Raw genomic sequence first — 24,506 nt, forward strand, 5'->3', positions numbered from 1 at the left:
GTATTTCATCCGTGCGTCACGGTCGGGCCGGCCGCCGGAAGTCCTCGGGCAACAGCATGGTTTCGATATGCGGCACCATCCTGTTGCGCGACATGCTGAAGATCTGGTTCGCATCGATGATGCGGAAACCGAGCTTCTTCTGGACATTCAGCGAGGCCAGGTTGTCGGCGAAGGCCCCGGAAAACACCTGTGTTTCCGGCATGCGCCGGAAGAAGCGTTCCAGCGTTCCGGCCACGGCTTCCGTCATATAGCCGCGATCCCAGTAGATCCGGTTCAGCCAGTAGCCGAGACGCCACTGGCCGTTCCTCGGCTCCAGCCCGACGACGCCGATATGGATATCGTCGCCGGTGGTGATAGCCAGGGTCCAGTCCGGCAGCAGGCCGGATGCGTGCGGCACGAGCCAGTCGAACGCATCCTGCCGGTCGTAGGGCTGGGGCACGCGCGACAGCATGCGGCTTACCTTGAAGTCGCCAAGCGATTCGGCGATCGCCGAAGCGTCGCCGATCCGGTGCGGGCGCAGCATCAAGCGCTCGGTCGTGATGACCGGGCAGGGCCCGGGCGTGGTTGCGAGCGAGTTCGTCTTCTGGAGGACGGCGGCGTTCATCGCATTTCTCCCCAGCTTCTAAGCGACATCCAGGTCTTGCGGTCCAGCCGGAACCACTCGACCGCGACCATTCCGCCGAGCGCCATGCAATCGATCATGCCAGAGCCCTGGAACTGGAAGCCGCATTTCTGGATCACCCGCTTCGACGGGATGTTAGTTACCCGGCAACGCGCATCGATGTAGTCGACGTGATTGCGTGTCCGGAACGCCATGTCGATCAGCACATGTGCGGCCTCGGTCGCGTAACCCCGGTTCCAGTGGGGTTCGCCCAGCCAGTAACCGATCTCCAGCGTTCGCTCGTCCTGATGGGGTTCCAGCGCGCAACAACCGAGGAAAGCGCCGTTGTCACCTCGCGTGATGGCATAGACGCACTTGCCGATCTCGCCGATTTTCGCACGTCGTACGAAATCGGCTGCGTCTTTTGCCGTGTAGGGATGCGGCATACGCGACACCATGGTCGCGACATTCGCATTGTTGGCGAGATGGGCAAGGGCGTCGATGTCTTCTTCATGGGGGGCGCGGAGAACCAGTCTCTGCGACAGTAAGACAGGGCAATCGCTTCTCGACCGATCGGGCCGCAACCGTTCCTCTGGCGGCCGGGATTGGCTCGCCCTCAGTAATTCGCCTTGCATGGTCAGTCTCCTCTCTGAGGTTAAAGAAAAAGGGGAGGTGGGTGGCGTCCCATCTCCCCTTTTCTTCTGACTGAACCTTGCGCTTCAGCCGGGTCGATGAGACGCCGGCTGTTTTAGAGCGCTACCGGCTTATTCCGCTGCTTCCGCTTTCGGCATTACGGACACGTATACTCGGCCGTTCGCCTTCGTGCGGAAGGACACGTTACCGGCGGCGAGTGCGAAGATCGTGTGGTCCTTGCCGAGGCCAACGTTCTGGCCCGGATGCCACTGCGTGCCGCGCTGACGCACGATAATGTTGCCCGGAACGACGGTTTCGCCGCCGAACTTCTTCACGCCAAGGCGCTTGGACTCGGAATCGCGACCGTTACGCGACGAACCGCCAGCTTTCTTATGTGCCATTGGTGTTCTCCTTTACCCTTCGAAACCCTGATTAGCCGAGAATGTCCGTGATGCGGACAACCGTGTGATGCTGGCGATGGCCGCGAATCCGCTTGGAATTCTGACGACGGCGCTTCTTGAAGGAAAGAACCTTCTTGCCACGGTTATGCTCGACCACTTCGGCCTTGACCGTCGCACCCTTGACGAACGGGGCGCCGATCTTGGCATCGGCGCCTTCGCCGACGACCAGGACTTCGTTGAATTCGATGACTGCACCAGCATCGGCTTCCAGCTTTTCGATGGTAAGCACGTCGTTGGCTGCCACGCGGTACTGCTTACCGCCGGTCTTGATGACTGCGAACATTTTTTATCCTTTCATGTTCGTTCCGGCTCTATCCCCGGAAGGATGGCCGTCTTTTTGTCAGTCGGGCTCTGGCAGGGTTACGAAAGAGGGGGGCTTCTGAAACTTGTCTGCCGGTGAAATCTGCGCGAAGGCTGCAAGCCTCCTCACAAACAAAGAGGCATGGAATGCTTTTCCACGCCTAACCGCGTGCGGAGATACGCGAGAGACAAAAAACTGTCAAGACAAAAGGATATAAAGTCTTGATATTCGCCCCTTGCCAGCCCCACCTTTCGCCGCTATGAGAACGCCGCGCTCAACTGCGCCGACCAGGAACCGGAGAGGTGGCTGAGTGGTCGAAAGCACCGCACTCGAAATGCGGCATACGGGCAACCGTATCGTGGGTTCGAATCCCACCCTCTCCGCCATATCTGCTTGATTTTATTGATGAATTTTCGTATTTCTGGGCGTGACCCCACCACCAACCCCACCCCGAAACGTGTATAAAGGTGGACATCTATGGGCGCGCTTTGACGCGCCTCACGTATCCAGCATGTCCCAATCGTCGCCGAGCACCCATCGGAGCGCGGATAGTTTCCCGTTGAGCATGCCCCATTCGAAGTCGTCCCATGGGCCAAGGTTCTCAACGCCGACTTCGTCTTCGGTGCGCTTGGCGGCCGCCAAGGCGCTTGCCCACACGCCCTCTAGGGTCTGATCGTTCCGATACGGGTTCCGGGAATATTGAGCCTCCGGCACAACGAAGTGCGTACCGTTCTCGATTTCCGTTCGCAGGTTCCAATGCCGATTGTACCAAACTTGCCGGAAAAGCAGATGCTCAGCCTCCATGATTTCGGACAGCCGCCGGGGCTCGACGGCGAAGTTGAGTTCAAAATCGTGCTCATCCACCAATTCGGGATCAAGGTCTTTCAGGCAATCGACCAACGAGGTCCAGTACGATGAGCGACCTTCCGGAAATAGTGGCGCCAAGTCCGGATGGGGAAGCCGGCGGTCGCCGTCTGGCGCGCTGAAGTCCTTGACGTTGTGGCTGACAAATGCGGCGGCGTCATCGGCACCAAGAGACGCGAGCACGTCCGCGAAGGTCTCGATCAGAATGGCGTCACCGACGCTGTTCTTTGTGCGATGGTACGGCGCGTATCCGGCCAGGGCGCGGTCGGTGACCCGCATTTTGATGGCATCGGTCGTTGGGATAACGGGTGCCGATGTGATGAGCGCGGTCACGCGGCCGAAGGACGGGGTGACTACATCACCCGTCACCGCAATCTTGTGGTCCAACTCTTCTAGAGCTTTCAGCGCCCCGCCCTTTTCCGCTTCGTCCGCCAGCCTCCGGATCGCATCCCGCACAAGCCGGAAATGCGTTCGAAGACCTTTCCGTGTCTCTTCCGCGACTTGATCTTTTCGCCGCTCAAATTCGTCCAGCACGATTTGCGGCATGGCAAGGATGACTTCCCCGGCCTTAATCAGGTCCTCAAGCGCGGATATCACCGGCTCCGCCCGGTGGTCGCGGGCGAGGTCCAACCAAACTGAAGTATCAACCACCAACTTCAGCACGCGCCGGGCTTTCTGTTGAGGATGCGCCGCAACGCCTCTATCCCGGCGATGAGTCGCGGGTCCTCACCGCCGTCGAATGTCTTTTCGATGAGCGCCAGGACAGCCAAACCGTCGCCTTCGCCAGCGGCACGAAGGAACGCGATGTCTTTGGCGACATCCTCTTGCGCCGCCCGGTCTTCCGCCGCGAGGCTGTCTTTTGTGACTTTCATGTTTCCCTCAAGGATCAATGGATTTGCAAGGTGCAATGATCCTTTGGGAGCCGTTTGCAATTTGTCAACGGTGGGGAGGTGCAGGACCCCGAAGGGGCCGCCCGGTCATGGGTAGCAACTCGGCTTCCGGCACACCTTCGCCGCCCAGAACTCGCAAGGCATCATGAATTCACCCTGCCCCATCCCCCACACATGCCAGGTCGCTCGACCTTGCCGATGAGCACGGTGCGAAGACACGGAAATTGGTGACGGCAACCATTTGCGGCGCATGTTTCTCCGATCGTTCAAAGGAGAAACGAAATGGACATTCCTATCCTTGAGATTGGCTACGTCGGCGCCGAAGGTCGCGTCGGCTATCACTTCGTCGCTTGGACTTCACCGGAGTGGAGGTGCATTCTGGAGCGTTTTCGGACCGCAGCGGAAGCTACGGAATATACGGCTTCGTTCTATTCGGCGCTAGGCTACCCGCAACTGTATCGCGGTGTACCCTGATAATGGCACCGTGCATGCCAATGGCATCCGGGCTAGCCATCGAGAGGCCCCCGGCGCGCGCCTCGTGTGATCCGCGCGCCGGGCCTCATGCCGTAAGGCGATACGGCGCGCGTGAATTGCAATTTGCTAAATGAACGATTGCTGAACAATCAGCAGTTTGTGTGTCACGACACCGCTCCGCGCATGCCAAGCCGCTGCAGCCAGCCCATGAGGATCGGCCTTCCGGTTGCTTCGTGGGTAATACCTATCGGGCGATCATGCCAGACCGCGAGATTCTGCCTGACAGCACGCGCGGCCGTGATCTGGTTTTGCACTTCGAAGACACGTCCTGGCACTACGATGTGGGCGGCCTCGCCGCTGTCACCGATGATGACCGTTTGCATCTCGTCCTCTTCGTCGTCCGGCATCCTCGCCATAGGCGGGAGGTCAAGTTCGGACGCCGGGCCAATCGCGCCACGGTGCCACGGCCGACCGGTGTACGGGTTCACGTCGGTCATGGGCATAACCACTGCGATGAGGACGCCGGCTTTGGCGCGCTCTATCGCCGCTTCTACTTGCGAGACCTCGCCGCTCACGAGAAGATCAATCGCAACGGTCCCGCCGCCTTGAACAGACGTTTCGAGAGCCACCCACGCAAGCGGGCCGCCGTTTTCGTCTTTCGCCGGATGAACGGCTATCACCTTCGGAGAAACAAGTGGTAGATGCATCGTGAACTCAATCGCTAAGACTGTCTTTGACTGCGGCGGCATTCCGCCGTCCAGCGGCCTCGACCTCGCGCCGGGCAAGCACCGCCACCGCGTTTGCGTCGAGGCCCGGAGGAGCATTGATCGTTACGCTCACAGGTGAGTTGACCGTGATGTTCTGCGGCTCATGTGCGATGAGCGGTCCCGGAAAATTCAGCGATCCGGCTTCGATGCTGCCCGCCTTCATCGATTGCACATCGCCCGACGCAGCAGGTGCTGCTGGCGGTGTTGCCGTTGGCACCGAGATACGGCGGACACCGAAGCCGAGATCGTCCTTAGCCTTGCCCGGTTCGGTTTCTGTGGTGCCGCCTAGACCGAACCGCCGCGCGCCGATTGCGCGATCAAGTTGAAGCTGTGCCGCCACGTTCGGCATCGCCGGCACCGTTATGGAGGGGGCCGCCGGTGTCATCGAAGAGAAATCGGGAAGCGAGTTTTTGAGGCCTTGCCAAAGTTCGCCGGGAGTAATGCCGGTGTCCTTTGCCTCCAACCCCATCTTGTCGCGAAGCCAGTTGTCGATGGGCGTGGTCAAGCCGCCCAAGTTGCCCTTTGGATCAACGACCTGTAGCGCCTCCATCGCCGCCGCAGCGACTCCGGCGATGATGGCGACGCGGGCTGCCAGTGCGAATGCCGCGCCATAGGCTCGGCCCGCCGTTGTGCCCGCTGCACCAACCTTCGCCGCCAATCCCTTGCCGGCGAAGGTGGCGATGGCGTCGCCAATTCCAAACAGCGCCTTCACGGAGAAGCCGAGAATTGCAGCGCCGAGTTTGAGGAACGCTCCCGCCAACATCGTGACGGCGAGGATGGCAGGCGCCAACGCCCACAAGCCGACTACCGCCAATGCGGCCTTCGCGGGACCACCCAAAAAATCGATGAATGGTTTGATCGCGCCGTACGCGCTGGTAACCGAATTCGCGAACTCATCGATTCGCTTCCTGATATCCGACGTCGGATTCTGCAAGTCCCTGATGAATCCGGTGAGGTTTTGAATCCATTCGTCAATAGTTGAATTGATGATCTTTTGGTTCGCATCATACCACCCGGCGAGTTTATCAACGATGCGAGCGACGACGGGGATCAACTTGGCACCGATGCGAAGCTTGAGACCGTCCAACCGGGCACCAAGAGAATCCATGGAGTCGCCGAGCCCGTCCGCCGCGTCGATGGCATCGGCGCCCATGACGAAACCAAGGCGACGTGCTTCCTCGCGGGTTTTGCGGATGTCGTCTGCGCTCTGACCGAAGATTTTTCCAAGCTCTACGCCAGATTTTCCGAACAACTTGAAGGCGATTTGATTTCGCTTGATCGGGTCCTGAATCGATGTGAGCCGCCCGGCCACATCATCAAGAATGTCATCGACCGACCGCATCTGCCCCTTGGCACCTTTGACGCGGACGCCGAGGGCCTTGAAGGCGACGGCAAGCTGCTTGTTTCCCTTGGTCGCCTCGACCGCGTTGACGCCGAGCTTTCCTATGGCGCCATCGAAGACGGACGATTCGACGCCGGCTTGCTTCGCCACCCATCTCCATTCTTGCAACGCCTCGACGCCAATGCCGAGCTTGCGGGCGGTATCGCCGATTTCGGAGCCTACATCCGACGCGTTTTTCACGAGGCCCCAGAGTCCAGCCGCCGCCGCACCTGCCGAAACACCGACCAGTCCGGCAGCCCCGGCGATGCGGGTGGCCGATGCGGCGACGCCGGTCGCGAGACCTCGAAAAGCGTTACCGACGTTGGCGATTTGCCGGGTGACTTTATCGAAACCGATACGCTGAGAAAGAGCACTGAGACGCGCGGAGATGCGTTTGACCACGCCGGAGATGCGGTCGACTGCCGTAAGAACTACTTGAGCTTCAGCCTGTTTCGCCATCACGCCGCCCCCTGCTTCTTCGCATCAAGGAAGGCGATTACGTCGGCCTCATACCAGCGGCGTCGCGAACGCCCCTTGCCGACTCGGAGCGGTGTAGGAAAGCGGCCCTCAGAAATCCAGCGGTGCAAGGTCCGGGGCGTAATCTTGAATTCCGAAACAATATCTTCGGAAGTGAGAAGCTTCGGCATGACAATCTCCATGTAAATTGAGCATCGCATGTCCGATAATGTCCGGAAATTACATAAACTGCGAAGTATTCATCACGCGTATTCTTATTTGAGCTTTCGCCGCATGATGACATCGAAGCCGAGCGCATCAGCAACGAAGACAAGCTTGCCGATGGTGGGGTCGCGGTATCGGCGAAGCCAGCTATAAAAGCTGGACATCGAAACACCGGACCGCTCCCGCAATTCCGTGGTGAACATCCCGCTTTCCTCGCGCGCCTTGTTCAGCGCTTGCATCACCTCTGCCGTCCGCGAAAGATCAAAACAAACGGCGGGGTTGTCCTTCTTCCGCAACAGCGTTTCAAACCCAAGCGTTTGCGCTACCGCCACAAAGCAACTGAGGTGCGCGCTTCGGTGCCCGTTCAGCCATGCGTGGCCGGCATTAAAACTAACACCTGATCTGTCCTCTAGTTCGTAGACGCGCAAACCGGAAGCGCGCCGCGCTTCATATAAGGCCTCCATGGCGGCCGGAAGGTCGCGCAGGTCCCATTCCTCGGACAGTTCGGCGGCGGCTTCCTCGACATCATCATCGTCAACGGCAAGGGCGGCAAGGCCGATGCGGTAGAGATCGTCATAGCGGGGCGCCAATTGCGTCATCAATTCTCCTCCTCGTCCAGTATTGACGGCAGCTTCGACAACTCACGCGCGGCGGCAAGGTTTGACTTCCCGCTGACGACGATCTCGTGCAGGGCTTTGCGAAGATGCGTTTCCATGGCGGCAGCGAGACGCGGGAAATCGGCCTCCGCCTCCGCCGCGATATCGGCGCCGTACCGCGCCGGGATCAAAAGGGCCTGATCGCGAAAATATCGCATAGTCGAGCGGATCGCGGCGGAAGCTTCGGCGCGTGGCATAAGCTCGCCCCGCTGCACCTGTAACGCCATTTCGGCCTTCTCGGCTTTGGCGATGATGAGCCTCGTCCTGGCCGCAGTGAGATCGGCGGCATCACCTCCACCGCCGCCGCCCTCCACAGAGCCAACCGGTCGACCGGGGCCGCTGCGGATGTTTTTGCGAATCCAGGCGAGGGCTAGATCAACCGGAACCTGACCATCTGGCGCAACGGGCAACCCCTGCTTCACGAGGTTCGAGACATAGCCAGGAGAGACGTTCAATCGCCGCGCAAATGCGGCTTTGGTTTCGATCAATGCTTCGCTCATTCGGGCTGATCCCTGTTCACATTTTCAATTGATTTCGAAGGGTCAGACGCTACGGACGCGCCGCGCCTCGTCCGTCCCCGCAGGCCCCGGCGCCCGACCAAGGACCCGTAAAAGTTGTCGCAACTTTCTTTTGGTTGCGCCGCCGACCCGAAGGGCATGAGCCGGCGGCGCGGGGTGGGCCAGGGTCGCCCACCGAACTCATTCATTCTTCCTGCCCCGCGCGAATGGCATCTCGCCACGACGCTTTCACCCGCTCGGCTTTCTTCTGGTCTGGAGCGGACTGCTCACCTGCTACCGGCTCGTCACCATGGAGAGCCCTCCGCCATGCTTCCTTGCGATCGATGCCATCGCCATGTGCAGTCTTGGTGTTCTTACCCGCCTTTGCCGCTCGCGAGGCTCGCGCGACGGCGGCTCGGAATTCGGAAGGCGTCATCTTGTCATCCATTACGTCGTCCTTCCCGGTCGCAGATGAATTTCTCAATTGCATCAATGGGCGTGCCGTCAGCGATCATCTTCCAGATCTCGGCACCGATGCCTATGCGTGTGATGCGCCGCGCCAATGCAATCAATTCGTGCCAATCATCTACGGTCATAACGTCCAGCCGCTTGTCAGGGTTGTTCATCGTTGCTCCTTTCATCGCGCCAGGGGGCCGACGTCGGGCGCCAGCGCGGAATACTCGCGTGGTAAGGGATTGGGGCTGTCGACACGCCCGCGTGCGCGGCGACGCTTGCGAGGCTTCCTCTTGGCCGGCGCGACTTCAAGAACGCGGGCGCGAACTGCATCGGCGGAGAGACCTGATATGATGACCTCCGCGATATCGATGTCGACGCCGATGCGGGATGCCTGACGGGTGACTTCAAGCAGGTCCACGACCCGCACCCTGTCCCGCTGCAGCGCTTCGGCAACGTCGCCGGCAATCGATGCCTCATGGGCGCGGACGGCTGCGCGGCGGGCTTCGGGCGGTAGGTCAAGTTTGAGGATGTCACCGGCCATTGATGAATTCCTCCATGCCTGGGGCACCTTCAAAGCCCTGTGGGATTAAGCGGCTGCGTGCAGCACGCTCCTGGCGTTGTGCGAGCGTTGGGCCACACAGTGCGCGTGAGGGGTTGCGGGTGCGTCGCTTGCGTGGGGCCGCTGGCGTCTTCGGCCGGCAAAGATGGAGCCGGACGCCATGGGCGATGCCCGCCAGGGCGATAGCGAGAAGAGCGGCTTCACCGAACATGGACGGCCTCCGAGTTGATTTGCGCCAAGGCGATTACTGCGAGCGTTTGCGCGCGAATGGCTTTCGCGAGTAGATGACGAATGATGACGGGGCCGACCGGATGATGCCGAGCGTGCTGCAGCCCCTTCGTCTCAACATGCGCCAACCGGACGGCGCGCATCGCGCGGGCATGCGCTCCGATTGCTGAGGGCGAAGCGGCGGACGTCGGCATGTCAAAGCTCCTCGTCGGGCATAAGCAACACGCTTGGGTCAGCAAACTCGCTTCTCGGCACCGGGACGCCAACGGACTCGCTCTCGCGGGCGAACCGCTCGCGAATCCGTTCGAGCTTGTCGATTTCCGCAGTTAGGCGCTTGGTCTCGCGGTCGCGCTCTTCTTCGCTCATGGGCACGCCAGGAGCGCCGGCAATGGCAGCTTCAACAAGCTTGTCGCGTACGGCGCCGGCTCCGACGATGGCGATGAACGTCGCGAAACCGGTGCGCGGGCTGTTGAAGGCGCTTTCGATGTGGTTCGTTTGCGCTGGTGCAAAATCTGCCAAGGCGAACACGGCGGGAACCATATCCTGCCGGCCTTGGGCTTCGGCATGAGCAAGGAACCGGTCAACACGCTCTTCGATGACGGCACGCGGCACCGGTGCGCGGCGAACTTCGGCGAGTCTGTTCTGTGCCGTTATCAGTTCGAGTTCGACGGCGTCGATATCGGCGCGAAGTTCGGCTTCAAGGCGGGCCTTTTCGCTGAACAGCGAGCCGAGCCGGTCGAGGATATTCTTTGGTTTCGTGGCCATGGGTCAGTTCCCCTCTCTCAGGTCTGCAGGCAGTTGGCCGTGCTGGCGCGCATAGTCCGTTACCAGCGACCTGATGCGGCTGGCGTGCTCCCAAGCCAGCGCGAGTCTCTCTCTTTCAGCTTCGGCGATGGCGAGCCGCTGTTCCGCGACCTTCACACCGGCAACGACGGCGAATTCGTTTCGAGCCGTCATGTACTCGTCACGAGCGGCAGCGAACGCTTCGTGGCTGCGATAGTCCCCGCGCTTTGGCTCGACCGGCTCTGTTTGCTGAATCGCGCGCCGCGTGCCTTGAGGGGTGGTTTCGGCCTTGGCGAGTCGCTCTTTCGCTTGCGCCAGTTCAGCACGTGCGGTGCGAACGCGGTCCCAGCCGGCCATCAGCGCGGCGTGAGCGTCGTCGGCGTCCGAATGATATTTCCTGATTTTGTTTTGGTCGATGCTGACCATGGATTGCTTCCTTCAAATCGATGGAAGCAAGATAACGTCGTTCAGTGGGTAGAGTTTGCGGTTTCGTTACCCACTCGGAAAGATCAATTCACGGAATGTCTTTTCTTAGCGTTTCCCGCGATGGCATGTCGCCGCCGTTGATCTCACGGATGCGTTTCAACATCCGCTCTTTCTGTCCCGGATATGCTTCCGTCATCTTCAACCGCTTGCCATCGGCATGCATTTGCTCGGCAGCGGTGCGCTTCATGGAAGCACCAGCCGGTTTGTAGACGTTTTCAAAAAGCCATATCACCGCCTCCTTTCGAAGCTGCGCGCGGTTCGCCGTTTGCTTTGCAAGCCCGGTGTCTAATCCAGCGAGCGCCAGGGCGAGGCAGGAGGCGAGGTCGGGGCGGCTCTCCGCAAGCATGTAAATGATGCGGCGGGTTTCGTTCGCCGCATCATCGGTGACCAAGACCGGCGAAAGCGTCGTGCAACGACGCTGCCGTTGGCGTGAGAGGCGCATCTGTTCGCCGAACTCTGCTTCGGTCAATGGCAGGGCGTCATTCATTATCGTCGTCCCCTTCACCGGCGGCCAACAAAATTTCGCGAAACCCTGCGTCGGTAACGTTGGAACCTAAGCCCGTATCAAGACTAAACTTTTGCCATAGTACTCTTGCCCCCTTCGCCATGCTCTCTCCGCCATGACGGTGGGCAAGAAAACCAAATGTTCGAAAACCGTGCGATGGCCTCTCCATCGGAAAATTGCCGAGCCGGATTTCGCGGAGCGCTATCCGAAAGAAAGTACCAGATGGCAGGTGTTCTTTGGGCGCATTCTGCACCAAGAGCCACCTAGCGAAACCGGGCTTAAGATCGTCAATGTACGCATCAAACGGCAGGCGCCGGAGACTCGTGGAGAACGCGCTTCGGCCTTTCGCTTCGGCTTCAGCAAGTTCAAGAATGCCTTCCTCATTCTCGCCCAAGATGATGCGTGCGGCGATTTCTTTTGCCCTTGCCAGTGCATCTGCGTTTTTATGTAACGGCTCGCCATTGCCACCCAGAAAGCGGTCGGCGGTTTCGAACCATCTGACAACATCTCTCCATGGAGCGTGCTTCGACGTGCGCCTTTCTCTCAATCCGAGAATGCGGCAAAGGCCGTTCCAGCTTGTAGTTTCACGCGCGGCTGACGCCCGGCTTGTGAAGTCAGAATAGTCATGCATCGTTGATCCCCGACCAAGTTACTGAAGTCGGCTTTCCGACTTCAGTTAACTTCAGTGCCGACTTCAGTTGTTTCATCCTTATAATTCAATTGGATAAGAAGTTTACTGAAGTCACTGAAGTCGTTTTTGCGATTCCAGAATATATAAAAATAAAATACCCGTACCGCCGATTTTTATTTTTCTCCGCAATAATGGATAATCGACTTCAGTGACTTCAGTAGAATTGATAAGTGAATGATATTTCAATGCAACTTCACTGAAGTTGGCACTGAAGTTGGCGCAAGTTGAACACGACTTCAGTGAAATAATATGCTTGGTGCATTCTCTACTAGCCATTTTCATTACCGCGCTCGAACGTGAATGAGCCGGATTTTCCCGACCTTTTTCCCGGAACCCATCCGAGCGACCGAAGGATCTTCACGATCCGCCGCTGTGTGCCTTGCGTGATGTGTGATGACGGCAGATTGAGCGCCCCCTTAGCTACGTCGAAGGATGTCGCGGAAACCTCACCACGGAGCCATTCCTGAATTGGATCAGACCACGCGTCCTGTTCCCGGCGTTCCTCCTGCTTTGGGGTGAAAACTCTTTTTTCGAACTGGGAGTCGGGCCACCAGTGCACGCCAGAGCGATAGAGGCGGACGGCTTCAGCCCAAAGCTGATCGCGATCCCGCTTCAGCCTTTCAATATCCGCTCTTCCGACCTGCACAGGCCAAAAACGACGATTGCCTGTTTCGTCCTTCAAGTAACCGATGCCGTTTGGGTTGATCGTTCCGGCCAAGACGGACTGACGTGGCTCCTTTACGTCAAAGGTGCCAAAAGGGGGGCGGAACCGCTCTGTGCGTTTCGTTATCCACGCCTTCAGCACGTTGCTATCGGCGTTACTCATGGATGCCATTTCGGCGATTTCAACGATCCAAGCGCCGCGAAGGCCAATTGAGGTGTCCTTGCTGGACAAGTCGTGCGGCAGAGAGTCGGTGAAGAACTCGCCGCCAAGAACCCGAAGCGCTGATGACTTACCAAGACCTTGTGCGCCTTCGAGCACAATCATGTAGTCGGCCTGACACCCAGGCCGCATGACGCGGGCGACCGCACTCACGAGCCACATCATCCCGATGGTGTTTTCGTAGACAGCGCGCGGTGCGCAGAGATAGTCGGCCAGCCACCCACCAACGCGAGGCTTCCCGTCCCAGACGATACCGTCAAGGTAGGAGCGAACAGGATGGAAACGATTCTCCGCCGATGCGGCCACGATCCCTTCCTTGACCGCCCTCACCGTGAGTGCGGGCCACTTCGCTTCAACCTGCAGCCACTCCGTCAGTTGGACGGCGTCGATATCGTCAATGGTACGGCCTGATTGTCTCGCAGAAGCAGATTCAACCGTTGGAAGGGGGCGGAGGACTTCGATTTGGCCGGACATTTCGTTGAGCGCCAGCGCGCCCTTTAGATCAGGTGCGATGCGGAATGCTCGAACAATGTTGGCAAGGCAGTTGATCAGCTTGCCGCTTTCGCCGTCGACCATGAGGTCAGCAGACCAGTTGAAGCGAGGAGCCTCCTTCTTCTTCGGGCGACCACGCTTCCGCTTCTCGGTTTCGAGATCCACAATCTTATCATCGCCATCGCTCATGCTCGTGCCTCCTGGCGCTCAAGCCATCGGGACAAGCGGGCGACTTCCTCGGCGAGCGTGTTGTTGTTCAATGCATGGAGAAGCGAGGTCAGACCGGAATCGGCGCCGTTGTTGTCGCGGGTGCCATCGACGCTCATGACCCAATTGTCATTGGCGTCAACGCTCAAATAGACGCCGGCGTCGTCGTCTTCGACGGAGAAGACATCGCCATCCCATCGGTAGCGCCAGCGTTCAGCGTTGGCGCGCTTTTCGAGCAAGGTTCGGCGGATGGCGTGTAGGGCGGCATCAAGCTCATACATCGGCCGGTATGCGGCCAACGAAGCATGATCGGCGAGACCTCCGCGCATATCATCCAACACCGCCCCGGAGAGGTTACGCATGGCGTGGAGGGCCTTGACGTTCCGGCCTTCGGAGATGTCATCGGCGATGTCTTCAAGCGCGGCCACAACCGTAACCAAAGTGAGTTGATCGCGGAATTTTCGCGCTCGTGGCGACGTTGATGATTGATTTCCGTGATAACGTTTGATATTCATCGTTCGTACTTTCGAATACAGCCCCGTCTGTTGACTGCCAGGTCGGACGGGGCTTTTTCGTTTTCACCGCAGCCAGCCGCACGGATGCGGCTGACCTTCTCGATTGTGAGGCGGGAGCCTTCGATCAGGCCGCCGGGCTGATGCCGGCGAATGCGCGAAGATCTCCAAGCAGGTAAACGACGCGGCCGTTGCCTCGCTTATGGAAACGCGGACCAGGGCGATCTTCGCAGCGGGTTTTTGCGAGCATCTGCCGTCCCATTCGAATTCCCATCGCCTGCAAAACATTGGAGGCCCGCACGGGATCGAGCGGAAGATCATCCGGCAACGCGGCAAGCTCCGCATGGAGCCGAGCCAGTTCAGAAAGTGACGGGCTGGAGTGTTTCGCAGTCATTTTTCATTCCCTTCGATGTAACTGTGAGCAATGTGCGACCGAAAAATTCCGCCGTCATTCCACGATTCTGCGAAGCGCCACGGCTGATATTTGGTGCGAAGAGGTGACGCCTGATAATGCTAATTTTTTCGTTTGATGAGCCACCATGGGGCCTGTATCTTGCCGCGTCCGCCGGCAGACGGTGGAAAAATCCCGTGAGGCGAGTCATGAAAGCGCAAATCATCACCACGCCGAGCGGCGACGAAATGGTTGTTCTCGCCAAGGCGGACTATGAACGCCTTGTCGTCGCTGCAACGGAGGGCGCCGAAGATGCGGCGGACGTCGCCGCATACGATGCCGCCATGGCCGAGCTTCGGGCGCATGCCGGTGGCGGCGCGTGCCGCGATGAGTTCAGCTTCAGTCATGTCACCACCCGGTGTCATGCGGCAACCGCTTGGTCGACGGGAAGGGTTTCGAAGGTCTTGACCCACGCATCCAAGTCTTCCGCGAGGACAACGGTTCGACTGCCAGCCTTCCGCATCACGAGCCGGCCGCGTGCGTGTTCGTTATAAAAATGCTGACGGCTAAAGCCATACAGCTTAATCAATTGCTGCAGAGTGTAAAACCGCTGCCGTTCCATCTGACAATCCTTTGAAACTGATGGTCAGATATTCACGCGAATTTGCACCATTTTACATTCACAAAACTGCAAAGCGCTGAGAAAGCAATGGGTTACTAATCTCGCATCTAGCGGTGATACGAGATGATAAGAGGTGAAATGCGCTGCGAAGCTCTTCCGAAATGGATTTCTATTAATCGCCAGATGCGAGCCAAACAAAAACCCGCCAACACGATGCGACGGGCTTCATGTGCAGGTGACGCGGTTGATCTTATGCGCTGGCGCGCTCTTCGAACTGAACCACATTATCGGCGGGCTTCGTCGTGATGAACGAATCCCAATCATTCATTAGGGCACGGCGCTTTTCCAAGGCTGAGCCACGGCGATACGCGGCTTCGACACCTCGCAGTGTATGCGCCAACGCGGCTTCCGCTACCTCGCGCGGATGCGGCGTAGCATCGCCCGCCCAATCGCGGAAGGTCGACCGGAAGCCGTGGACTGTGATCCCCTTCTGAACACCTCGCAGGCACATGCTCAAGGCCATATCCGAAAGCGGCTTGCGGTCCCGGCTGGACGGAAATACAAGCTCGTCGGACTCCTCCGTCTGGCGTAATTTCTCCGCTTCATCCAGAACGGCCAAGGCTGCATCGGATAGCGGAACGATGTGTTCCTTGCCGGCCTTCATTCGTTCCTTGGGGACCGTCCATGTCGCGGCCATGCGGTCGATTTCCTCCCACCGGGCGCCGCGCGACTCGCCGGATCGAGCCGCCGTCAGGATGGTGAATTGCAGGCATAGCGCGGAAACACTGTCGAGCTTCCTAAGCTTCTGCCAGACTTCCGGAGCCTGCTTATAGGGAATCGCCGGATGATGGCCACGTTGCAGTGTCTGTCGTTTCGGCAACAGCGCGTCCAGATGACCGCGAAACAGTGCCGGGTTTGGTCCCTCCCGATGGCCGCCAGCGATGGCAGCGGCAAGTACACGCTCGATACGTCCACGGACCCGTGCGGCGGTCTCAGCCTTCGTCGTCCAAATCGGAGCCACGCACTTAAGGATGTGCGGCGTTTGAATTTCATCCAACCTCATTTTCCAGATTGGCGCAGCGTACTCGCGAAGAGTCGACTCCCATTGGGCGCGGTGTTTGGCGTTTCGATGATTGTCCACAATCCCAGGAACGCGGCGAACCTTGCCCTTGCCGTCGACTTCCTCGTACCCCTTCAGCAGCTTGATTGCGAAGGTGCCGAACGTCTCCTTAGCGGCTTCTGCCGCCGCTGCCGCTTTGGCTTCTTCATTGCGCTTCTCCGCCGCATCTCGCTCGCTGATAGGGTCTAGGCCCTGTCCAAGCTGCTCGCGGGCTTCGGTGGCCAACGCACGGGCGCGCTTCAGCGAGACGCGGTCGAATGAGCCTAAGCCCATCTCCTTCCGCTTCCCCTTCACCTTGTAGAAGAAAGCCCATGACTTCGACCCGTTGGGCGTGACGTTGAGGTAGAGACCTCCGCCATCGCTATATCGCCCCGCCGAAAGATTCCCCTCCGCCTTCCTCGCCGTCAGTAGTTCTGTATTTCGCGCCATTCGATTTCCTGTCCGTCCGCCATCCGCATTCAACCCCACCGATGACCCCACCCGGAGACGTGGATTTGGGTGAACACCAAATTACAGCCGTTGACAGAAGAATGCAATATCGTGAGTTATATCAGGCGGTTACGAAAAGTGCGATGTACATCACTAGATAGCCTTAGACACTATTTTGGCGGACACCCTCTCCGCCATTTGCCCCTGTAGACCTTGGCAGGCGACCGTTCGCGGAATATCGCCGCCGTCCGCGCCGGCATGTTCCTCCGGGCCTGATATCCGTCAGTCCCCGGCAGATGGTTGATCTGGTAAAATTTTCCGCACGTATTACAGCTTATGTACGAGCCTGCAGCAGGGAACCTTTGGCGCGGACCGGACATTTACGGTTTTCGGCCGGTATACGAGACGGGATATGCGACCAGTCAAAATGACCGAAGAGCTGTGGCAGCATCTGCTTTCGCTTCGCGAGCGGGCGGCCCGGCCGGTCGTACTTTCCGCGGATATCGATGCCGCCTGCCTTTCTCTCTACCAGCCTGTCGCGCAACGCGACCGGCCGTTCGTCCTGGCTCAGGTCGGCCAGTCGCTGGACGGCCGTGTCGCGACGCCCACGGGTGATGCCCAGGATGTCTCCGGATGCGATGGGATCGCCCACCTTCACCGCTCCCGCGCGCTCGCGGACGCGGTCGTCATCGGTGTCGGCACGGTGGTCGCCGACGATCCGAGCCTTTCCGTGCGTGCCGTTCGTGGCAAAAGCCCGGTTCGCGTCGTGGTGGATTGCAACGGCCGCATGCCGGAACAGGCGAAGTTGCTGCATGACGGCGGCATGCCCGTCCTGATCATGCAAGCGGATGACGTCCCGCGCCGCAAAAGCGCGCACGAGGTCGTCCGGCTGCCGCGTCAGGCGGATGGAGGACTCTCGCCGCGCGACATCCTGGCTGCGCTCGCCGCGCGCGACCTCGCCACGGTTCTGGTCGAAGGCGGCGCCAACACGATTTCCCGCTTCATGGATGCCGGGCTGGTCGACCGGCTGCATATATCGGTTTCGCCGATCATCATCGGCTCGGGACCATCCGGAATCCGGCTTGCGCCTATCGACCGGCTTTCCGAGGCGCGCCGCCCGGAAGTCCAGATCTACAATATCGGCACGGATATCGTGTTCGATTGCAACCTGCGTGTCGAGGCCGGGCGAAAGGCCATTTCACCGGAATGCGAGAATGTCCTGATGGCCGACACGGCATAGGCTGTTTTCCCGACCGACCATCCGGTATCGAAAATCGGTCCATTCGCAGATTTCGGTTTCGTCGAGCTGGCCGTATTCACGCACAGCGCGGATGATGCCTTCGATAAACAGCCGCTGCAGGTCACCGTCGGCGGCCGACAGGACCCATGGGGACTCGGCCACCCGTACGGCATAACCTTCCTTCCTCAGTGCCCGCTCCAGCATTTCCCACGCCTTCGGGCCAAGCGCCAATCCAAACCCCTTGTCGCTCTGCTGATGCGCATTGAAGCTTCCGACGACCGCCTTGTCCAAGGGGTGGGATTTCGACCAGTCCATCCTTCCGTCATAGGTCAGCGTTGCATAGAGGCCGATGCCGGCGCTGGAAATCAGCGTGGCGAACCGATCGATGAAGTGTTCCGAACAGAGGTCGAACAGGGCCGATGCCGTGACGAGGCCGACATCCGCCATCGGCAGGGTTTCCAGCCTGTCGAGGTCGCCTTGCACGAGTTCGACGTCATCGCCGTGACGGCGTTGGGCCTCTTCCAGCAACTGCCGGTCGTCGTCGAGCAGCCGCCAGCGGATCTGTCTCGCCATCTTGAGCTTTTTCATTCCGGGCGAGAGCATGCGAAAGATCGAGCCCGTTCCGCAACCGATATCGAGGATGGTGTCACCTGCGGCAGTCCCGATGACCTCGATCGCAGCGGCAAGCAGGCTCCTGTCGCGCGAGCGGGCATCGACCGGTTCCCGCAGCGTCAGCCACGTCTTGTCGAAGCCGCTCATGGCATCGCCTCCAGGGCATCGGAGACGACCAGGGCCGTGTCGCGCCAGGATGGCAGACTTGCGCCGGCAATCGCCGCGGCATCCGCCATGGCGATGCGGGTTTCCGGCGATTCGAGCAACCGGCGCAGAGCCGCAGCGATTGCCTCCGGATCGTCCGGAGGGACGAGAAGGCCCGCGCCTGCCGGCACGACGTCCGGCACCGCGCCCGTCGCACAGCCGACAATCGGCAGGCCTTGCGCCAGCGCTTCAGCAAAGACCATACCGTAGCCTTCGTAACGGCTGGCGAGCGCAAAAATATCGGCCTTTGAAAATTCCGTCCGCGGATCGTCGATCTGCCCGACGAGCTCGATCCGGCCGCCGAGCGATGACCGGGCAACCTGCCGCTCCAGCGCCGATGCCACGTCGGGATCGAGTGTCTTGCTGCCGACGATCCGGCAGGTCCAGGCAAGGTCGCGGAGTTTCTCCAGCGCGGCAATCAGGACGTCGTGGCCCTTGCGGTGCGTCAGTGTGCCGACGCTGAGGATCAGGGGCGGGTCGCCCCCGGCGATCGAAAGCGGCGCCGGGTCCATGCCGGGAATGGCGACTGCTATCTTCTCCGTCGGCACCGCGTAGTTTGCGGCAAGTTCCGCCGCGGTGGCATGCGACGTGACGATGACCCGGCGGGCCTGCGCCAGGGCTTTTGTCTCGCGCGCGGCCAAGGCTTTCCGCCGTTCGGGAGCAAGCCCCGTTTCCAGCGCCAGGGGATGATGCACAAGCGCCACGATTTTCAGCCGTCCGGATTCCTGCGCCGCCCATTCGTCCATGATGCCGAATGCGAGCCCGTCGATCAGCACGAGAGCGTTGTCCGGAAGTTCCGAGAGGATATGGCCGGCGTTTGCAAGTTGTGCCATCGAAGGGTCGGGAAAGCCCTCGCCGAGGGAGATCGGTTCGACGTTCCAGCCGAGATCGTGAAGGGCTGCAATCATCCGCCGGTCGTAACCATAGCCGCCCGTGCGGGTTTCGATGTCTCCCGGATAGGCGAAGAAGAGATCCCGGTTCACGGCTCCGCCTCATACCAGCCGCGTGCGATGTGGGATTCATGCAGCGTGATCCTGAGCTTGCGGATGCGCCGGCTGCCCGCGCCAAGCCGGTTGTCACGAATGGCCTCGGCCAGGCGATCAAAAATATGCTTGGCGAGGAATTCCGTCGTGGTCACCCTGCCGGCGAAGACATCCAGCGTATCGAGATTCTGGTAGTTCAATGGCGCCAGCGCCTGCTTCAGCGCCTGTGCCGCAAGGCCGATATCGACCACGAGGCCGTTCTCGTCGAGATCGCTGGCGAAGAAAGCGGCATCGACCACGAAGGTCGCCCCGTGCACCCCCTGGGCGGGACCGAAGACCGATCGGGGAAGGCTATGCGCGACCATGATGTGATCGCGGACTTCGACGGCGAACATGCGGGGATTCCTCAATAACGGATACGATGACAGAGCGTGTCGGGAGAGCCGATGATATCGGCATAGTCGACGGCGATCGTCCTGAACGCCGTTTCGCCCGAGATCAGATGGTCGAGCCGGTCGTCTGCGAGAAGCTCCAGTGCCTTGGCCATGCGGCGCGGCGCATTCCAGCGGGCGCGCCGCCCGGGCGGAAGGGTCGCGACCTGGGAACTGACGATCGAAAGCCGTTTGGCATGGAAGGCGCCGCCGAGCGGAATCTCCACATGCCGCTCGCCGTACCAGCTCGCTTCCACGATGCGGGCTTCGAACCCGGCGTGATCCAGCGCCGTGGCCAAGGCCTCGGAGGATGCCGATGCGTTGATCAGCACGTCGCAATCCTTCGGCGCCTTTTCTGGCCGGACGAAGCAAAGGCCGAGAGCCCGGGCCGCCCCGGCGCGTTCCGGCTCGATATCGGCAATTGCGACATCGGTGCCGATGATCCGCGATGCGAGATAGGCGGCCAGCAGCCCGACCACGCCGGCGCCGAAGACCGCGACCCGGTCGCCCGGCTGGATGCTGGCGTCCCAGACGACGTTGAGGGCGGTTTCCATGTTTGCGGCGAGTATCGCCCGCGCCGGGGGAAGGACCTCCGGCAGCGGATGCGCCATCGAAGCGGGCACGTGGAAACAGTCCTGGTGCGGATGCAGGCAGAAGACGGTCCTGCCGACGAGGGATTGCAGTCCTTCCTCCACCAGGCCAACGGCGGCATAACCGTATTTCACCGGAAACGGGAACTGCCCGACCTGGTGTGGGGCGCGCATGCGCCCATATTCGCTTTCCGGAACCCGGCCATTGAAGACGAGCGCTTCCGTGCCGCGGCTGATGCCGCTGAAAAGGGTGCGGACCAGGACCTCGCCATCGCATCCGGCGGGAAGGCGTTCATGACGAAGCGCGCAACGACCGGCATCCTCGAACCAGAGAGCCAGGCCCTCTTTCCTCGGCATGCGGTCTGGAACTGTTTCATGCCTCGTCACGCATCGGTCCTTCCGGTGTCCTTCCGGGCTGAATCAATTAGACGTAGTGGCCTGGGAGACGAGGACAAGGGGTGGGTTCCATTGCGGGGGCTTGAAGTATCACGTTTATTTGACGCAGTTTCCTGCAGTCCGGGGTCTTGGCGGCCCGGCATTGCCTCCACCATGTTGTCTTTCGTGAGGAGAGCGTCATGAGTGTCCCATATCCGTCCGGGGAAGAAGGCGGACGTATATTCGAAACGTTCCGTTGCGGCCTACCGGCGGTGGCGCCGGGAGGCGGTTTCCATGGCTGAATGGATCAATGCCGGCCGGATCGAGGAAACGGCGGCCCGCAAGGCCCGCCGTTCATTGTCGACGGATGCCTGCGCGGTGACGGTGTCCGTGGCCGCGGTCTTCCTTGCATCGATGTTCGCTTTCGGCGACCGCTTCGGGATCGACCTGGTTGCGGCAGGTGCGGCTGCCGTCATCTATGCTGTTGTCTCGGTCATCGCATTGCGCAACCTGCATGCGCATGGGCATGGCCGCTTCGGAGCGGCGAACGTCGTCACGACGGTACGGGCCGCCATTACCGCTGCCCTGGGCGGGCTGGTTCTGGCATCCGACCAATTCGGCGATGTTTCGCAGGCAGGAGCCTTGTGGTCGACCGGCACCGTGATCGGCTTCGTGCTCGCCCTTGACGGGATCGATGGCTATCTTGCCCGGCGGAGCGGCACCACATCGCGTTTCGGCGCGCGTTTCGACATGGAAGTCGATGCCCTGCTGATCCTTTTCCTGTCGTTGGCGGCCTTCCTGCTTAACAAGGCGGGTGCCTGGGTGCTTTTGATCGGGCTGATGCGTTACGCCTTCGTTGCCGCACAGGCGATCTTCCCGGCCCTGCGCGGCGAATTGCATCCCTCGTTGCGGCGCAAGGCGATCTGCGTGGTACAGGGTGCCACGCTCTGTCTGATGCTGTTTCCTGTCGTCATGTCGCCTCTTTCGGATGTGCTTGCGGCGGGGGCGCTGGTTTTCCTGGGCTATTCGTTCGCCGCGGACGTAGTTTTCCTTTTGAAAGCCGACAGGGGCAGCCATGCGGCCTGATCTTTCCACCTCGCTTGGGCTTGCCCGCTCGCTGCTCATCTACTACGGCCAGCCCTGGCGCCGGTCGTCCCTGAAAACCTTTTATGCAGGGCTCATCGAGCCGGGCGATCTCGTCTTCGATATCGGGGCGCATGCGGGCAGCCGCAGCCGCACGCTTCTTTCGCTCGGCGCCAAGGTCGTTGCGCTGGAGCCCCAGCCGGTATTCGCCGATTTCATCATGCGATCGTTTGCCGGTGAAGAGCTGACCTTGCTGCGCAAGGCGGCAGGCAGGAAATCCGGAAGCGTCGATCTGCATATTTCAAGCCGGCATCCGACGGTGACGAGCATCTCGTCCCCCTGGATTTCCAAGGTCGGAAAGACGCCGGGGTTCCGCACTGTCGTCTGGGACCGGATCGAGCGCGTGGAGATGACAACGCTCGATGCGCTGATCGGAGACTTTGGCCTTCCGGCCTTCTGCAAGATCGATGTGGAAGGCGCCGAGGCGGATATCCTTGCCGGGTTGCACCATGCCATCCCGCTCATCGCTTTCGAATATATTCCGGCAGCCATGGAAATTGCAGAGGAGGCGATCGGCCATCTGCAGATACTGGGGGCCTATCGCTTCAACCGGGTCGAAGGCGAGCGGCATCGTTTCGTCCATGACGACTGGATCGCTGCCGACGCCCTGCTGGCCGAACTTCCGGAACTGGCGGGCGGGGCGCTCTCCGGTGATATCTATGCCAAGCTCGATGCGTGAGGGGAAATGTGACGCATGAACGAGCCCGGGCCTTCTCGCAAGGAAAATGCAGTCGGCACCGCACATGCGCGACATCGCGAAACGGCCGCCCGGCCGGTGCTGCGGGCGGCGATTTCCCTGGCGATCGCGGCGGCGATCCTTGCGCTTCCTTCCAACCCCGCCGCGTTTGCCGATTTCTCCGCGGTTCGGTTCCCGCTGGAGGTGATCGGGCTCGCCCTGCTGGCATGCCTGTCGGCCGGTGCCGGTTTTGCTCTGCTCAGATGGACCGCCACCCTGTTTCTCGCGGCGATGCTGTTCCTGAAGCTTGCCGATATCGGTACGGGCATGGCTTTCCAGCGGCCGTTCAATCCTTATCTCGATGCGAAAATCCTGACCGACGGCTGGAATCTGCTGAGTGGCGCCGTGGGAGCGGGAGAAGCGGCCGGCATCATATGCGCCGGCCTGTTTGCATGGCTTCTGGTGGTTGTCATGTTCTACCGGTCGCTGGGAGGCTTCCGGCATCTCCCGACCGAAATGCGGCGGAAGTCCGCGCTTGCGGCGAGCATTCTCCTGATCGGTCTGGGGGCCTTCGTCATCCAGGATCGTGACCGGCGCAATCTGGGCATCGAAGCGACCGCCGGTCCCTATTTCGTCCATCGCGTCGCCATGGTGAAGGATTCCATCGCCGATCTCACCCGTTTCGAGAGCGAGCTGGAGCAGGACCCCGTCCCCGCCGGTCCACATTTCCAGGCGCTCGCCGGAACGGATGTCGTGCTGATCTTCATCGAATCCTATGGTCGCAGCGCGATCGAGGACCCGCGTTATACCGGCCGCATCACCGGCCGCCTTGCCTTGGTGGAGCGGGATATCGCGGCGGCGGGGCTGGAGGCGCGCAGCGGCTGGCTGACCTCGCCGACCGTCGGCGGCATAAGCTGGCTGGCGCACGGAACGCTGCTTTCCGGGCTCCGGATCGATAGCCAGGCGCGCTATGACCGGATGATCGCCAGCCGTCGGCGAAGCCTCAACAGCCTGTTCCACGCTGCCGGCTGGCGCACGACGGTGGTCATGCCGGCGATCACCATGGATTGGCCCGAAGCGGGTTATTTCGGTTATGACAGCGTGCACGATGCCCATGGGCTCGGTTATCGGGGCAAGCCGTTCAACTGGGTGACGATGCCCGACCAATACACGCTTTCCGCCTTCGAGCGGCTGGAGCGCCGGGGAGGTGGCGGAAGCGAAGGCCGGCCGGTCATGGCGGAGATGGCGCTGATTTCCAGCCACGCGCCCTGGACGCCGGTCCCTTCGCTGATCGACTGGGACAAGGTCGGCGACGGCACCGCATTCGATATCCAGGCCGGGAGCGGTGATCCGCCCTCCGTCGTCTGGACCGAGCCGGAGCGTGTCCGGGCACAATATGCAGCCTCCATCGACTACGTGCTGGAAACGCTCGGCTCTTACATGGCCCGTTATGGCAGGAACACGCTGTTCATCCTGCTGGGCGACCACCAGCCCGCCTCGATCATCACGGGGGAAGGCGCGTCGCGCGATGTGCCGGTGCATATCGTCACGGGTAATCCGGAACTTATGAGGCGTCTCGATCGCTGGAACTGGCGAGGGGGCATGGTTCCCCTCGCGGATACCCCGGTCTATCGGATGGACGAATTCCGCCGGAAATTCGTCGAGAGTTTCGATTGACAGCT

Annotated in this window: 34 protein-coding genes and 1 tRNA gene; 6 read left to right on the top strand and 29 right to left on the bottom strand. The window is 60.6% G+C overall.

The annotated features are described in order from the left end of the window. Positions 1-16 precede the first annotated feature (16 nt). The 4 genes from ACFFP0_RS31585 to rplU all read right to left on the bottom strand — a co-directional run bounded on the left by ACFFP0_RS31585 (position 17) and on the right by rplU (position 1,978). A complete protein-coding gene (locus ACFFP0_RS31585; RefSeq protein WP_377266193.1) occupies positions 17-604 on the bottom strand; it encodes a GNAT family N-acetyltransferase in 588 nt (195 codons plus the stop codon). Further along, positions 601-1,236, bottom strand: coding sequence for a GNAT family N-acetyltransferase (locus ACFFP0_RS31590; RefSeq protein WP_377266194.1), 636 nt, complete (start codon positions 1,234-1,236; stop codon positions 601-603). Before ACFFP0_RS31590 ends, ACFFP0_RS31585 begins: the two co-directional genes overlap by 4 nt. A gap of 129 nt (positions 1,237-1,365) precedes the next feature. Continuing rightward, entirely contained in the window at positions 1,366-1,635 is a 270-nt protein-coding gene (rpmA, locus tag ACFFP0_RS31595) for a 50S ribosomal protein L27 (protein WP_377266195.1), read from the bottom strand. A gap of 31 nt (positions 1,636-1,666) precedes the next feature. Next, positions 1,667-1,978, bottom strand: coding sequence for a 50S ribosomal protein L21 (rplU, locus tag ACFFP0_RS31600; RefSeq protein ID WP_377266196.1), 312 nt, complete (start codon positions 1,976-1,978; stop codon positions 1,667-1,669). 314 nt (positions 1,979-2,292) lie between these two features. On the opposite strand from rplU, the gene ACFFP0_RS31605 reads away from it, so the two are divergent. After that, positions 2,293-2,382 (top strand) — tRNA-Ser (locus ACFFP0_RS31605). Positions 2,383-2,494: 112 nt separating this feature from the next. On the opposite strand, the gene ACFFP0_RS31610 is transcribed toward ACFFP0_RS31605, so the two are convergent. Next, on the bottom strand, positions 2,495-3,523 hold the full coding sequence (locus ACFFP0_RS31610; RefSeq protein ID WP_377266197.1) for a PIN domain-containing protein: 1,029 nt from the start codon (positions 3,521-3,523) through the stop codon (positions 2,495-2,497). After that, positions 3,517-3,750, bottom strand: coding sequence for a hypothetical protein (locus tag ACFFP0_RS31615; protein ID WP_377266198.1), 234 nt, complete (start codon positions 3,748-3,750; stop codon positions 3,517-3,519). The genes ACFFP0_RS31610 and ACFFP0_RS31615 overlap by 7 nt, the downstream gene beginning before the upstream one ends. Positions 3,751-4,032: 282 nt before the next feature. Between ACFFP0_RS31615 and ACFFP0_RS31620 the strand changes: the two genes are divergently transcribed. Then, positions 4,033-4,224 (top strand): hypothetical protein, encoded by a 192-nt coding sequence (locus tag ACFFP0_RS31620; RefSeq protein ID WP_377266199.1) that lies wholly within the window; start codon positions 4,033-4,035, stop codon positions 4,222-4,224. Positions 4,225-4,388: 164 nt separating this feature from the next. Here ACFFP0_RS31620 and ACFFP0_RS31625 read toward each other — a convergent pair whose 3' ends face one another. The 19 genes from ACFFP0_RS31625 to ACFFP0_RS31715 form a co-directional block, all read right to left on the bottom strand. Beyond that, complete coding sequence (locus tag ACFFP0_RS31625; protein ID WP_377266200.1) at positions 4,389-4,973, bottom strand: hypothetical protein; 585 nt, start codon at positions 4,971-4,973, stop codon at positions 4,389-4,391. Then, positions 4,939-6,831: a phage tail tape measure protein gene (locus ACFFP0_RS31630; RefSeq protein WP_377266201.1), complete on the bottom strand. Its 1,893-nt coding sequence runs from the start codon at positions 6,829-6,831 to the stop codon at positions 4,939-4,941. The genes ACFFP0_RS31625 and ACFFP0_RS31630 overlap by 35 nt, the downstream gene beginning before the upstream one ends. After that, a complete protein-coding gene (locus ACFFP0_RS31635; RefSeq protein WP_377266202.1) occupies positions 6,831-7,019 on the bottom strand; it encodes a helix-turn-helix transcriptional regulator in 189 nt (62 codons plus the stop codon). Before ACFFP0_RS31635 ends, ACFFP0_RS31630 begins: the two co-directional genes overlap by 1 nt. Positions 7,020-7,103: 84 nt before the next feature. Then, entirely contained in the window at positions 7,104-7,652 is a 549-nt protein-coding gene (locus tag ACFFP0_RS31640; RefSeq protein ID WP_377266203.1) for a helix-turn-helix domain-containing protein, read from the bottom strand. Then, a complete protein-coding gene (locus ACFFP0_RS31645) occupies positions 7,652-8,209 on the bottom strand; it encodes a hypothetical protein (RefSeq protein WP_377266204.1) in 558 nt (185 codons plus the stop codon). Before ACFFP0_RS31645 ends, ACFFP0_RS31640 begins: the two co-directional genes overlap by 1 nt. A 202-nt stretch (positions 8,210-8,411) precedes the next feature. After that, a complete protein-coding gene (locus ACFFP0_RS31650) occupies positions 8,412-8,654 on the bottom strand; it encodes a hypothetical protein (protein ID WP_377266205.1) in 243 nt (80 codons plus the stop codon). Beyond that, a complete protein-coding gene (locus tag ACFFP0_RS31655) occupies positions 8,647-8,832 on the bottom strand; it encodes a hypothetical protein (protein ID WP_377266206.1) in 186 nt (61 codons plus the stop codon). The genes ACFFP0_RS31650 and ACFFP0_RS31655 overlap by 8 nt, the downstream gene beginning before the upstream one ends. Before the next feature lie 11 nt (positions 8,833-8,843). Further along, positions 8,844-9,203 (bottom strand): hypothetical protein, encoded by a 360-nt coding sequence (locus ACFFP0_RS31660; protein WP_377266207.1) that lies wholly within the window; start codon positions 9,201-9,203, stop codon positions 8,844-8,846. 218 nt (positions 9,204-9,421) lie between these two features. After that, positions 9,422-9,643 (bottom strand): hypothetical protein, encoded by a 222-nt coding sequence (locus ACFFP0_RS31665; RefSeq protein ID WP_377266208.1) that lies wholly within the window; start codon positions 9,641-9,643, stop codon positions 9,422-9,424. Position 9,644: 1 nt separating this feature from the next. Next, positions 9,645-10,214 (bottom strand): hypothetical protein, encoded by a 570-nt coding sequence (locus ACFFP0_RS31670; protein WP_377266209.1) that lies wholly within the window; start codon positions 10,212-10,214, stop codon positions 9,645-9,647. Positions 10,215-10,217: 3 nt separating this feature from the next. Then, positions 10,218-10,658, bottom strand: coding sequence for a hypothetical protein (locus tag ACFFP0_RS31675; protein ID WP_377266210.1), 441 nt, complete (start codon positions 10,656-10,658; stop codon positions 10,218-10,220). Positions 10,659-10,746: 88 nt separating this feature from the next. Continuing rightward, positions 10,747-11,205: a hypothetical protein gene (locus ACFFP0_RS31680; RefSeq protein ID WP_377266211.1), complete on the bottom strand. Its 459-nt coding sequence runs from the start codon at positions 11,203-11,205 to the stop codon at positions 10,747-10,749. After that, positions 11,198-11,854 carry a hypothetical protein gene (locus ACFFP0_RS31685; protein WP_377266212.1) on the bottom strand — a complete coding sequence of 219 codons (657 nt, stop codon included), beginning with the start codon at positions 11,852-11,854 and terminating at the stop codon, positions 11,198-11,200. The genes ACFFP0_RS31680 and ACFFP0_RS31685 overlap by 8 nt, the downstream gene beginning before the upstream one ends. Positions 11,855-12,182: 328 nt before the next feature. After that, the gene (locus ACFFP0_RS31690) at positions 12,183-13,478 is read right to left on the bottom strand and encodes a virulence-associated E family protein (protein WP_377266213.1); all 1,296 of its coding nucleotides are present in this window, start codon (positions 13,476-13,478) and stop codon (positions 12,183-12,185) included. Next, complete coding sequence (locus ACFFP0_RS31695) at positions 13,475-14,011, bottom strand: hypothetical protein (protein ID WP_377266214.1); 537 nt, start codon at positions 14,009-14,011, stop codon at positions 13,475-13,477. Before ACFFP0_RS31695 ends, ACFFP0_RS31690 begins: the two co-directional genes overlap by 4 nt. Before the next feature lie 124 nt (positions 14,012-14,135). Then, positions 14,136-14,402 (bottom strand): hypothetical protein, encoded by a 267-nt coding sequence (locus ACFFP0_RS31700; protein ID WP_377266215.1) that lies wholly within the window; start codon positions 14,400-14,402, stop codon positions 14,136-14,138. Between the two features lie 119 nt (positions 14,403-14,521). Further along, complete coding sequence (locus tag ACFFP0_RS31705) at positions 14,522-14,806, bottom strand: hypothetical protein (protein WP_377266216.1); 285 nt, start codon at positions 14,804-14,806, stop codon at positions 14,522-14,524. 14 nt (positions 14,807-14,820) lie between these two features. Beyond that, positions 14,821-15,021 (bottom strand): helix-turn-helix transcriptional regulator, encoded by a 201-nt coding sequence (locus tag ACFFP0_RS31710; protein WP_377266217.1) that lies wholly within the window; start codon positions 15,019-15,021, stop codon positions 14,821-14,823. Between the two features lie 250 nt (positions 15,022-15,271). After that, entirely contained in the window at positions 15,272-16,570 is a 1,299-nt protein-coding gene (locus ACFFP0_RS31715) for a tyrosine-type recombinase/integrase (RefSeq protein ID WP_377266218.1), read from the bottom strand. A 412-nt stretch (positions 16,571-16,982) separates the two neighbouring features. On the opposite strand from ACFFP0_RS31715, the gene ACFFP0_RS31720 reads away from it, so the two are divergent. Next, entirely contained in the window at positions 16,983-17,810 is an 828-nt protein-coding gene (locus tag ACFFP0_RS31720) for a RibD family protein (protein WP_377266219.1), read from the top strand. On the opposite strand, the gene ACFFP0_RS31725 is transcribed toward ACFFP0_RS31720, so the two are convergent. The 4 genes from ACFFP0_RS31725 to ACFFP0_RS31740 are packed head-to-tail and all read right to left on the bottom strand — an operon-like array spanning position 17,769 to position 21,017. Next, positions 17,769-18,569: a class I SAM-dependent methyltransferase gene (locus ACFFP0_RS31725; protein ID WP_377266220.1), complete on the bottom strand. Its 801-nt coding sequence runs from the start codon at positions 18,567-18,569 to the stop codon at positions 17,769-17,771. The genes ACFFP0_RS31720 and ACFFP0_RS31725 overlap by 42 nt on opposite strands. After that, a complete protein-coding gene (locus tag ACFFP0_RS31730) occupies positions 18,566-19,609 on the bottom strand; it encodes a glycosyltransferase family 4 protein (RefSeq protein WP_377266221.1) in 1,044 nt (347 codons plus the stop codon). The genes ACFFP0_RS31725 and ACFFP0_RS31730 overlap by 4 nt, the downstream gene beginning before the upstream one ends. Continuing rightward, complete coding sequence (locus ACFFP0_RS31735; RefSeq protein WP_377266222.1) at positions 19,606-20,004, bottom strand: 6-pyruvoyl trahydropterin synthase family protein; 399 nt, start codon at positions 20,002-20,004, stop codon at positions 19,606-19,608. The genes ACFFP0_RS31730 and ACFFP0_RS31735 overlap by 4 nt, the downstream gene beginning before the upstream one ends. Positions 20,005-20,015: 11 nt before the next feature. Beyond that, positions 20,016-21,017: a zinc-dependent alcohol dehydrogenase gene (locus ACFFP0_RS31740; RefSeq protein ID WP_377266223.1), complete on the bottom strand. Its 1,002-nt coding sequence runs from the start codon at positions 21,015-21,017 to the stop codon at positions 20,016-20,018. A gap of 282 nt (positions 21,018-21,299) precedes the next feature. On the opposite strand from ACFFP0_RS31740, the gene ACFFP0_RS31745 reads away from it, so the two are divergent. From ACFFP0_RS31745 to ACFFP0_RS31755, 3 genes are read left to right on the top strand one after another with little or no spacing between them, the layout of a single operon-like run. Then, complete coding sequence (locus ACFFP0_RS31745) at positions 21,300-22,091, top strand: CDP-alcohol phosphatidyltransferase family protein (RefSeq protein ID WP_377266224.1); 792 nt, start codon at positions 21,300-21,302, stop codon at positions 22,089-22,091. Continuing rightward, the gene (locus ACFFP0_RS31750; RefSeq protein ID WP_377266225.1) at positions 22,081-22,827 is read left to right on the top strand and encodes an FkbM family methyltransferase; all 747 of its coding nucleotides are present in this window, start codon (positions 22,081-22,083) and stop codon (positions 22,825-22,827) included. The genes ACFFP0_RS31745 and ACFFP0_RS31750 overlap by 11 nt, the downstream gene beginning before the upstream one ends. A 15-nt stretch (positions 22,828-22,842) precedes the next feature. Then, a complete protein-coding gene (locus ACFFP0_RS31755; RefSeq protein WP_377266226.1) occupies positions 22,843-24,501 on the top strand; it encodes an alkaline phosphatase family protein in 1,659 nt (552 codons plus the stop codon). The last annotated feature ends 5 nt before the right edge of the window (positions 24,502-24,506 follow it).

Source organism: Neorhizobium puerariae, from assembly GCF_042429745.1.
GTDB lineage: Bacteria > Pseudomonadota > Alphaproteobacteria > Rhizobiales > Rhizobiaceae > Neorhizobium > Neorhizobium puerariae.

Coding starts and splice junctions, on each gene's coding strand:
- ACFFP0_RS31705 (WP_377266216.1), bottom strand. CDS start 14,806: ATGACTGAAGCTGAACTCATCGCGGCACGCGCCGCCACCGGCATGCGC.
- ACFFP0_RS31675 (WP_377266210.1), bottom strand. CDS start 10,658: ATGGTCAGCATCGACCAAAACAAAATCAGGAAATATCATTCGGACGCC.
- ACFFP0_RS31725 (WP_377266220.1), bottom strand. CDS start 18,569: ATGAGCGGCTTCGACAAGACGTGGCTGACGCTGCGGGAACCGGTCGAT.
- ACFFP0_RS31680 (WP_377266211.1), bottom strand. CDS start 11,205: ATGAATGACGCCCTGCCATTGACCGAAGCAGAGTTCGGCGAACAGATG.
- ACFFP0_RS31710 (WP_377266217.1), bottom strand. CDS start 15,021: ATGGAACGGCAGCGGTTTTACACTCTGCAGCAATTGATTAAGCTGTAT.
- ACFFP0_RS31585 (WP_377266193.1), bottom strand. CDS start 604: ATGAACGCCGCCGTCCTCCAGAAGACGAACTCGCTCGCAACCACGCCC.
- ACFFP0_RS31650 (WP_377266205.1), bottom strand. CDS start 8,654: ATGGATGACAAGATGACGCCTTCCGAATTCCGAGCCGCCGTCGCGCGA.
- ACFFP0_RS31755 (WP_377266226.1), top strand. CDS start 22,843: ATGAACGAGCCCGGGCCTTCTCGCAAGGAAAATGCAGTCGGCACCGCA.
- ACFFP0_RS31700 (WP_377266215.1), bottom strand. CDS start 14,402: ATGACTGCGAAACACTCCAGCCCGTCACTTTCTGAACTGGCTCGGCTC.
- ACFFP0_RS31735 (WP_377266222.1), bottom strand. CDS start 20,004: ATGTTCGCCGTCGAAGTCCGCGATCACATCATGGTCGCGCATAGCCTT.
- ACFFP0_RS31645 (WP_377266204.1), bottom strand. CDS start 8,209: ATGAGCGAAGCATTGATCGAAACCAAAGCCGCATTTGCGCGGCGATTG.
- ACFFP0_RS31590 (WP_377266194.1), bottom strand. CDS start 1,236: ATGCAAGGCGAATTACTGAGGGCGAGCCAATCCCGGCCGCCAGAGGAA.
- ACFFP0_RS31660 (WP_377266207.1), bottom strand. CDS start 9,203: ATGGCCGGTGACATCCTCAAACTTGACCTACCGCCCGAAGCCCGCCGC.
- ACFFP0_RS31720 (WP_377266219.1), top strand. CDS start 16,983: ATGCGACCAGTCAAAATGACCGAAGAGCTGTGGCAGCATCTGCTTTCG.
- ACFFP0_RS31635 (WP_377266202.1), bottom strand. CDS start 7,019: ATGCCGAAGCTTCTCACTTCCGAAGATATTGTTTCGGAATTCAAGATT.
- ACFFP0_RS31750 (WP_377266225.1), top strand. CDS start 22,081: ATGCGGCCTGATCTTTCCACCTCGCTTGGGCTTGCCCGCTCGCTGCTC.
- ACFFP0_RS31655 (WP_377266206.1), bottom strand. CDS start 8,832: ATGAACAACCCTGACAAGCGGCTGGACGTTATGACCGTAGATGATTGG.
- ACFFP0_RS31745 (WP_377266224.1), top strand. CDS start 21,300: ATGGCTGAATGGATCAATGCCGGCCGGATCGAGGAAACGGCGGCCCGC.
- ACFFP0_RS31630 (WP_377266201.1), bottom strand. CDS start 6,831: ATGGCGAAACAGGCTGAAGCTCAAGTAGTTCTTACGGCAGTCGACCGC.
- rplU (WP_377266196.1), bottom strand. CDS start 1,978: ATGTTCGCAGTCATCAAGACCGGCGGTAAGCAGTACCGCGTGGCAGCC.
- ACFFP0_RS31715 (WP_377266218.1), bottom strand. CDS start 16,570: ATGGCGCGAAATACAGAACTACTGACGGCGAGGAAGGCGGAGGGGAAT.
- ACFFP0_RS31690 (WP_377266213.1), bottom strand. CDS start 13,478: ATGAGCGATGGCGATGATAAGATTGTGGATCTCGAAACCGAGAAGCGG.
- ACFFP0_RS31695 (WP_377266214.1), bottom strand. CDS start 14,011: ATGAATATCAAACGTTATCACGGAAATCAATCATCAACGTCGCCACGA.
- ACFFP0_RS31620 (WP_377266199.1), top strand. CDS start 4,033: ATGGACATTCCTATCCTTGAGATTGGCTACGTCGGCGCCGAAGGTCGC.
- ACFFP0_RS31640 (WP_377266203.1), bottom strand. CDS start 7,652: ATGACGCAATTGGCGCCCCGCTATGACGATCTCTACCGCATCGGCCTT.
- ACFFP0_RS31670 (WP_377266209.1), bottom strand. CDS start 10,214: ATGGCCACGAAACCAAAGAATATCCTCGACCGGCTCGGCTCGCTGTTC.
- rpmA (WP_377266195.1), bottom strand. CDS start 1,635: ATGGCACATAAGAAAGCTGGCGGTTCGTCGCGTAACGGTCGCGATTCC.
- ACFFP0_RS31625 (WP_377266200.1), bottom strand. CDS start 4,973: ATGCCGCCGCAGTCAAAGACAGTCTTAGCGATTGAGTTCACGATGCAT.
- ACFFP0_RS31665 (WP_377266208.1), bottom strand. CDS start 9,643: ATGCCGACGTCCGCCGCTTCGCCCTCAGCAATCGGAGCGCATGCCCGC.
- ACFFP0_RS31685 (WP_377266212.1), bottom strand. CDS start 11,854: ATGCATGACTATTCTGACTTCACAAGCCGGGCGTCAGCCGCGCGTGAA.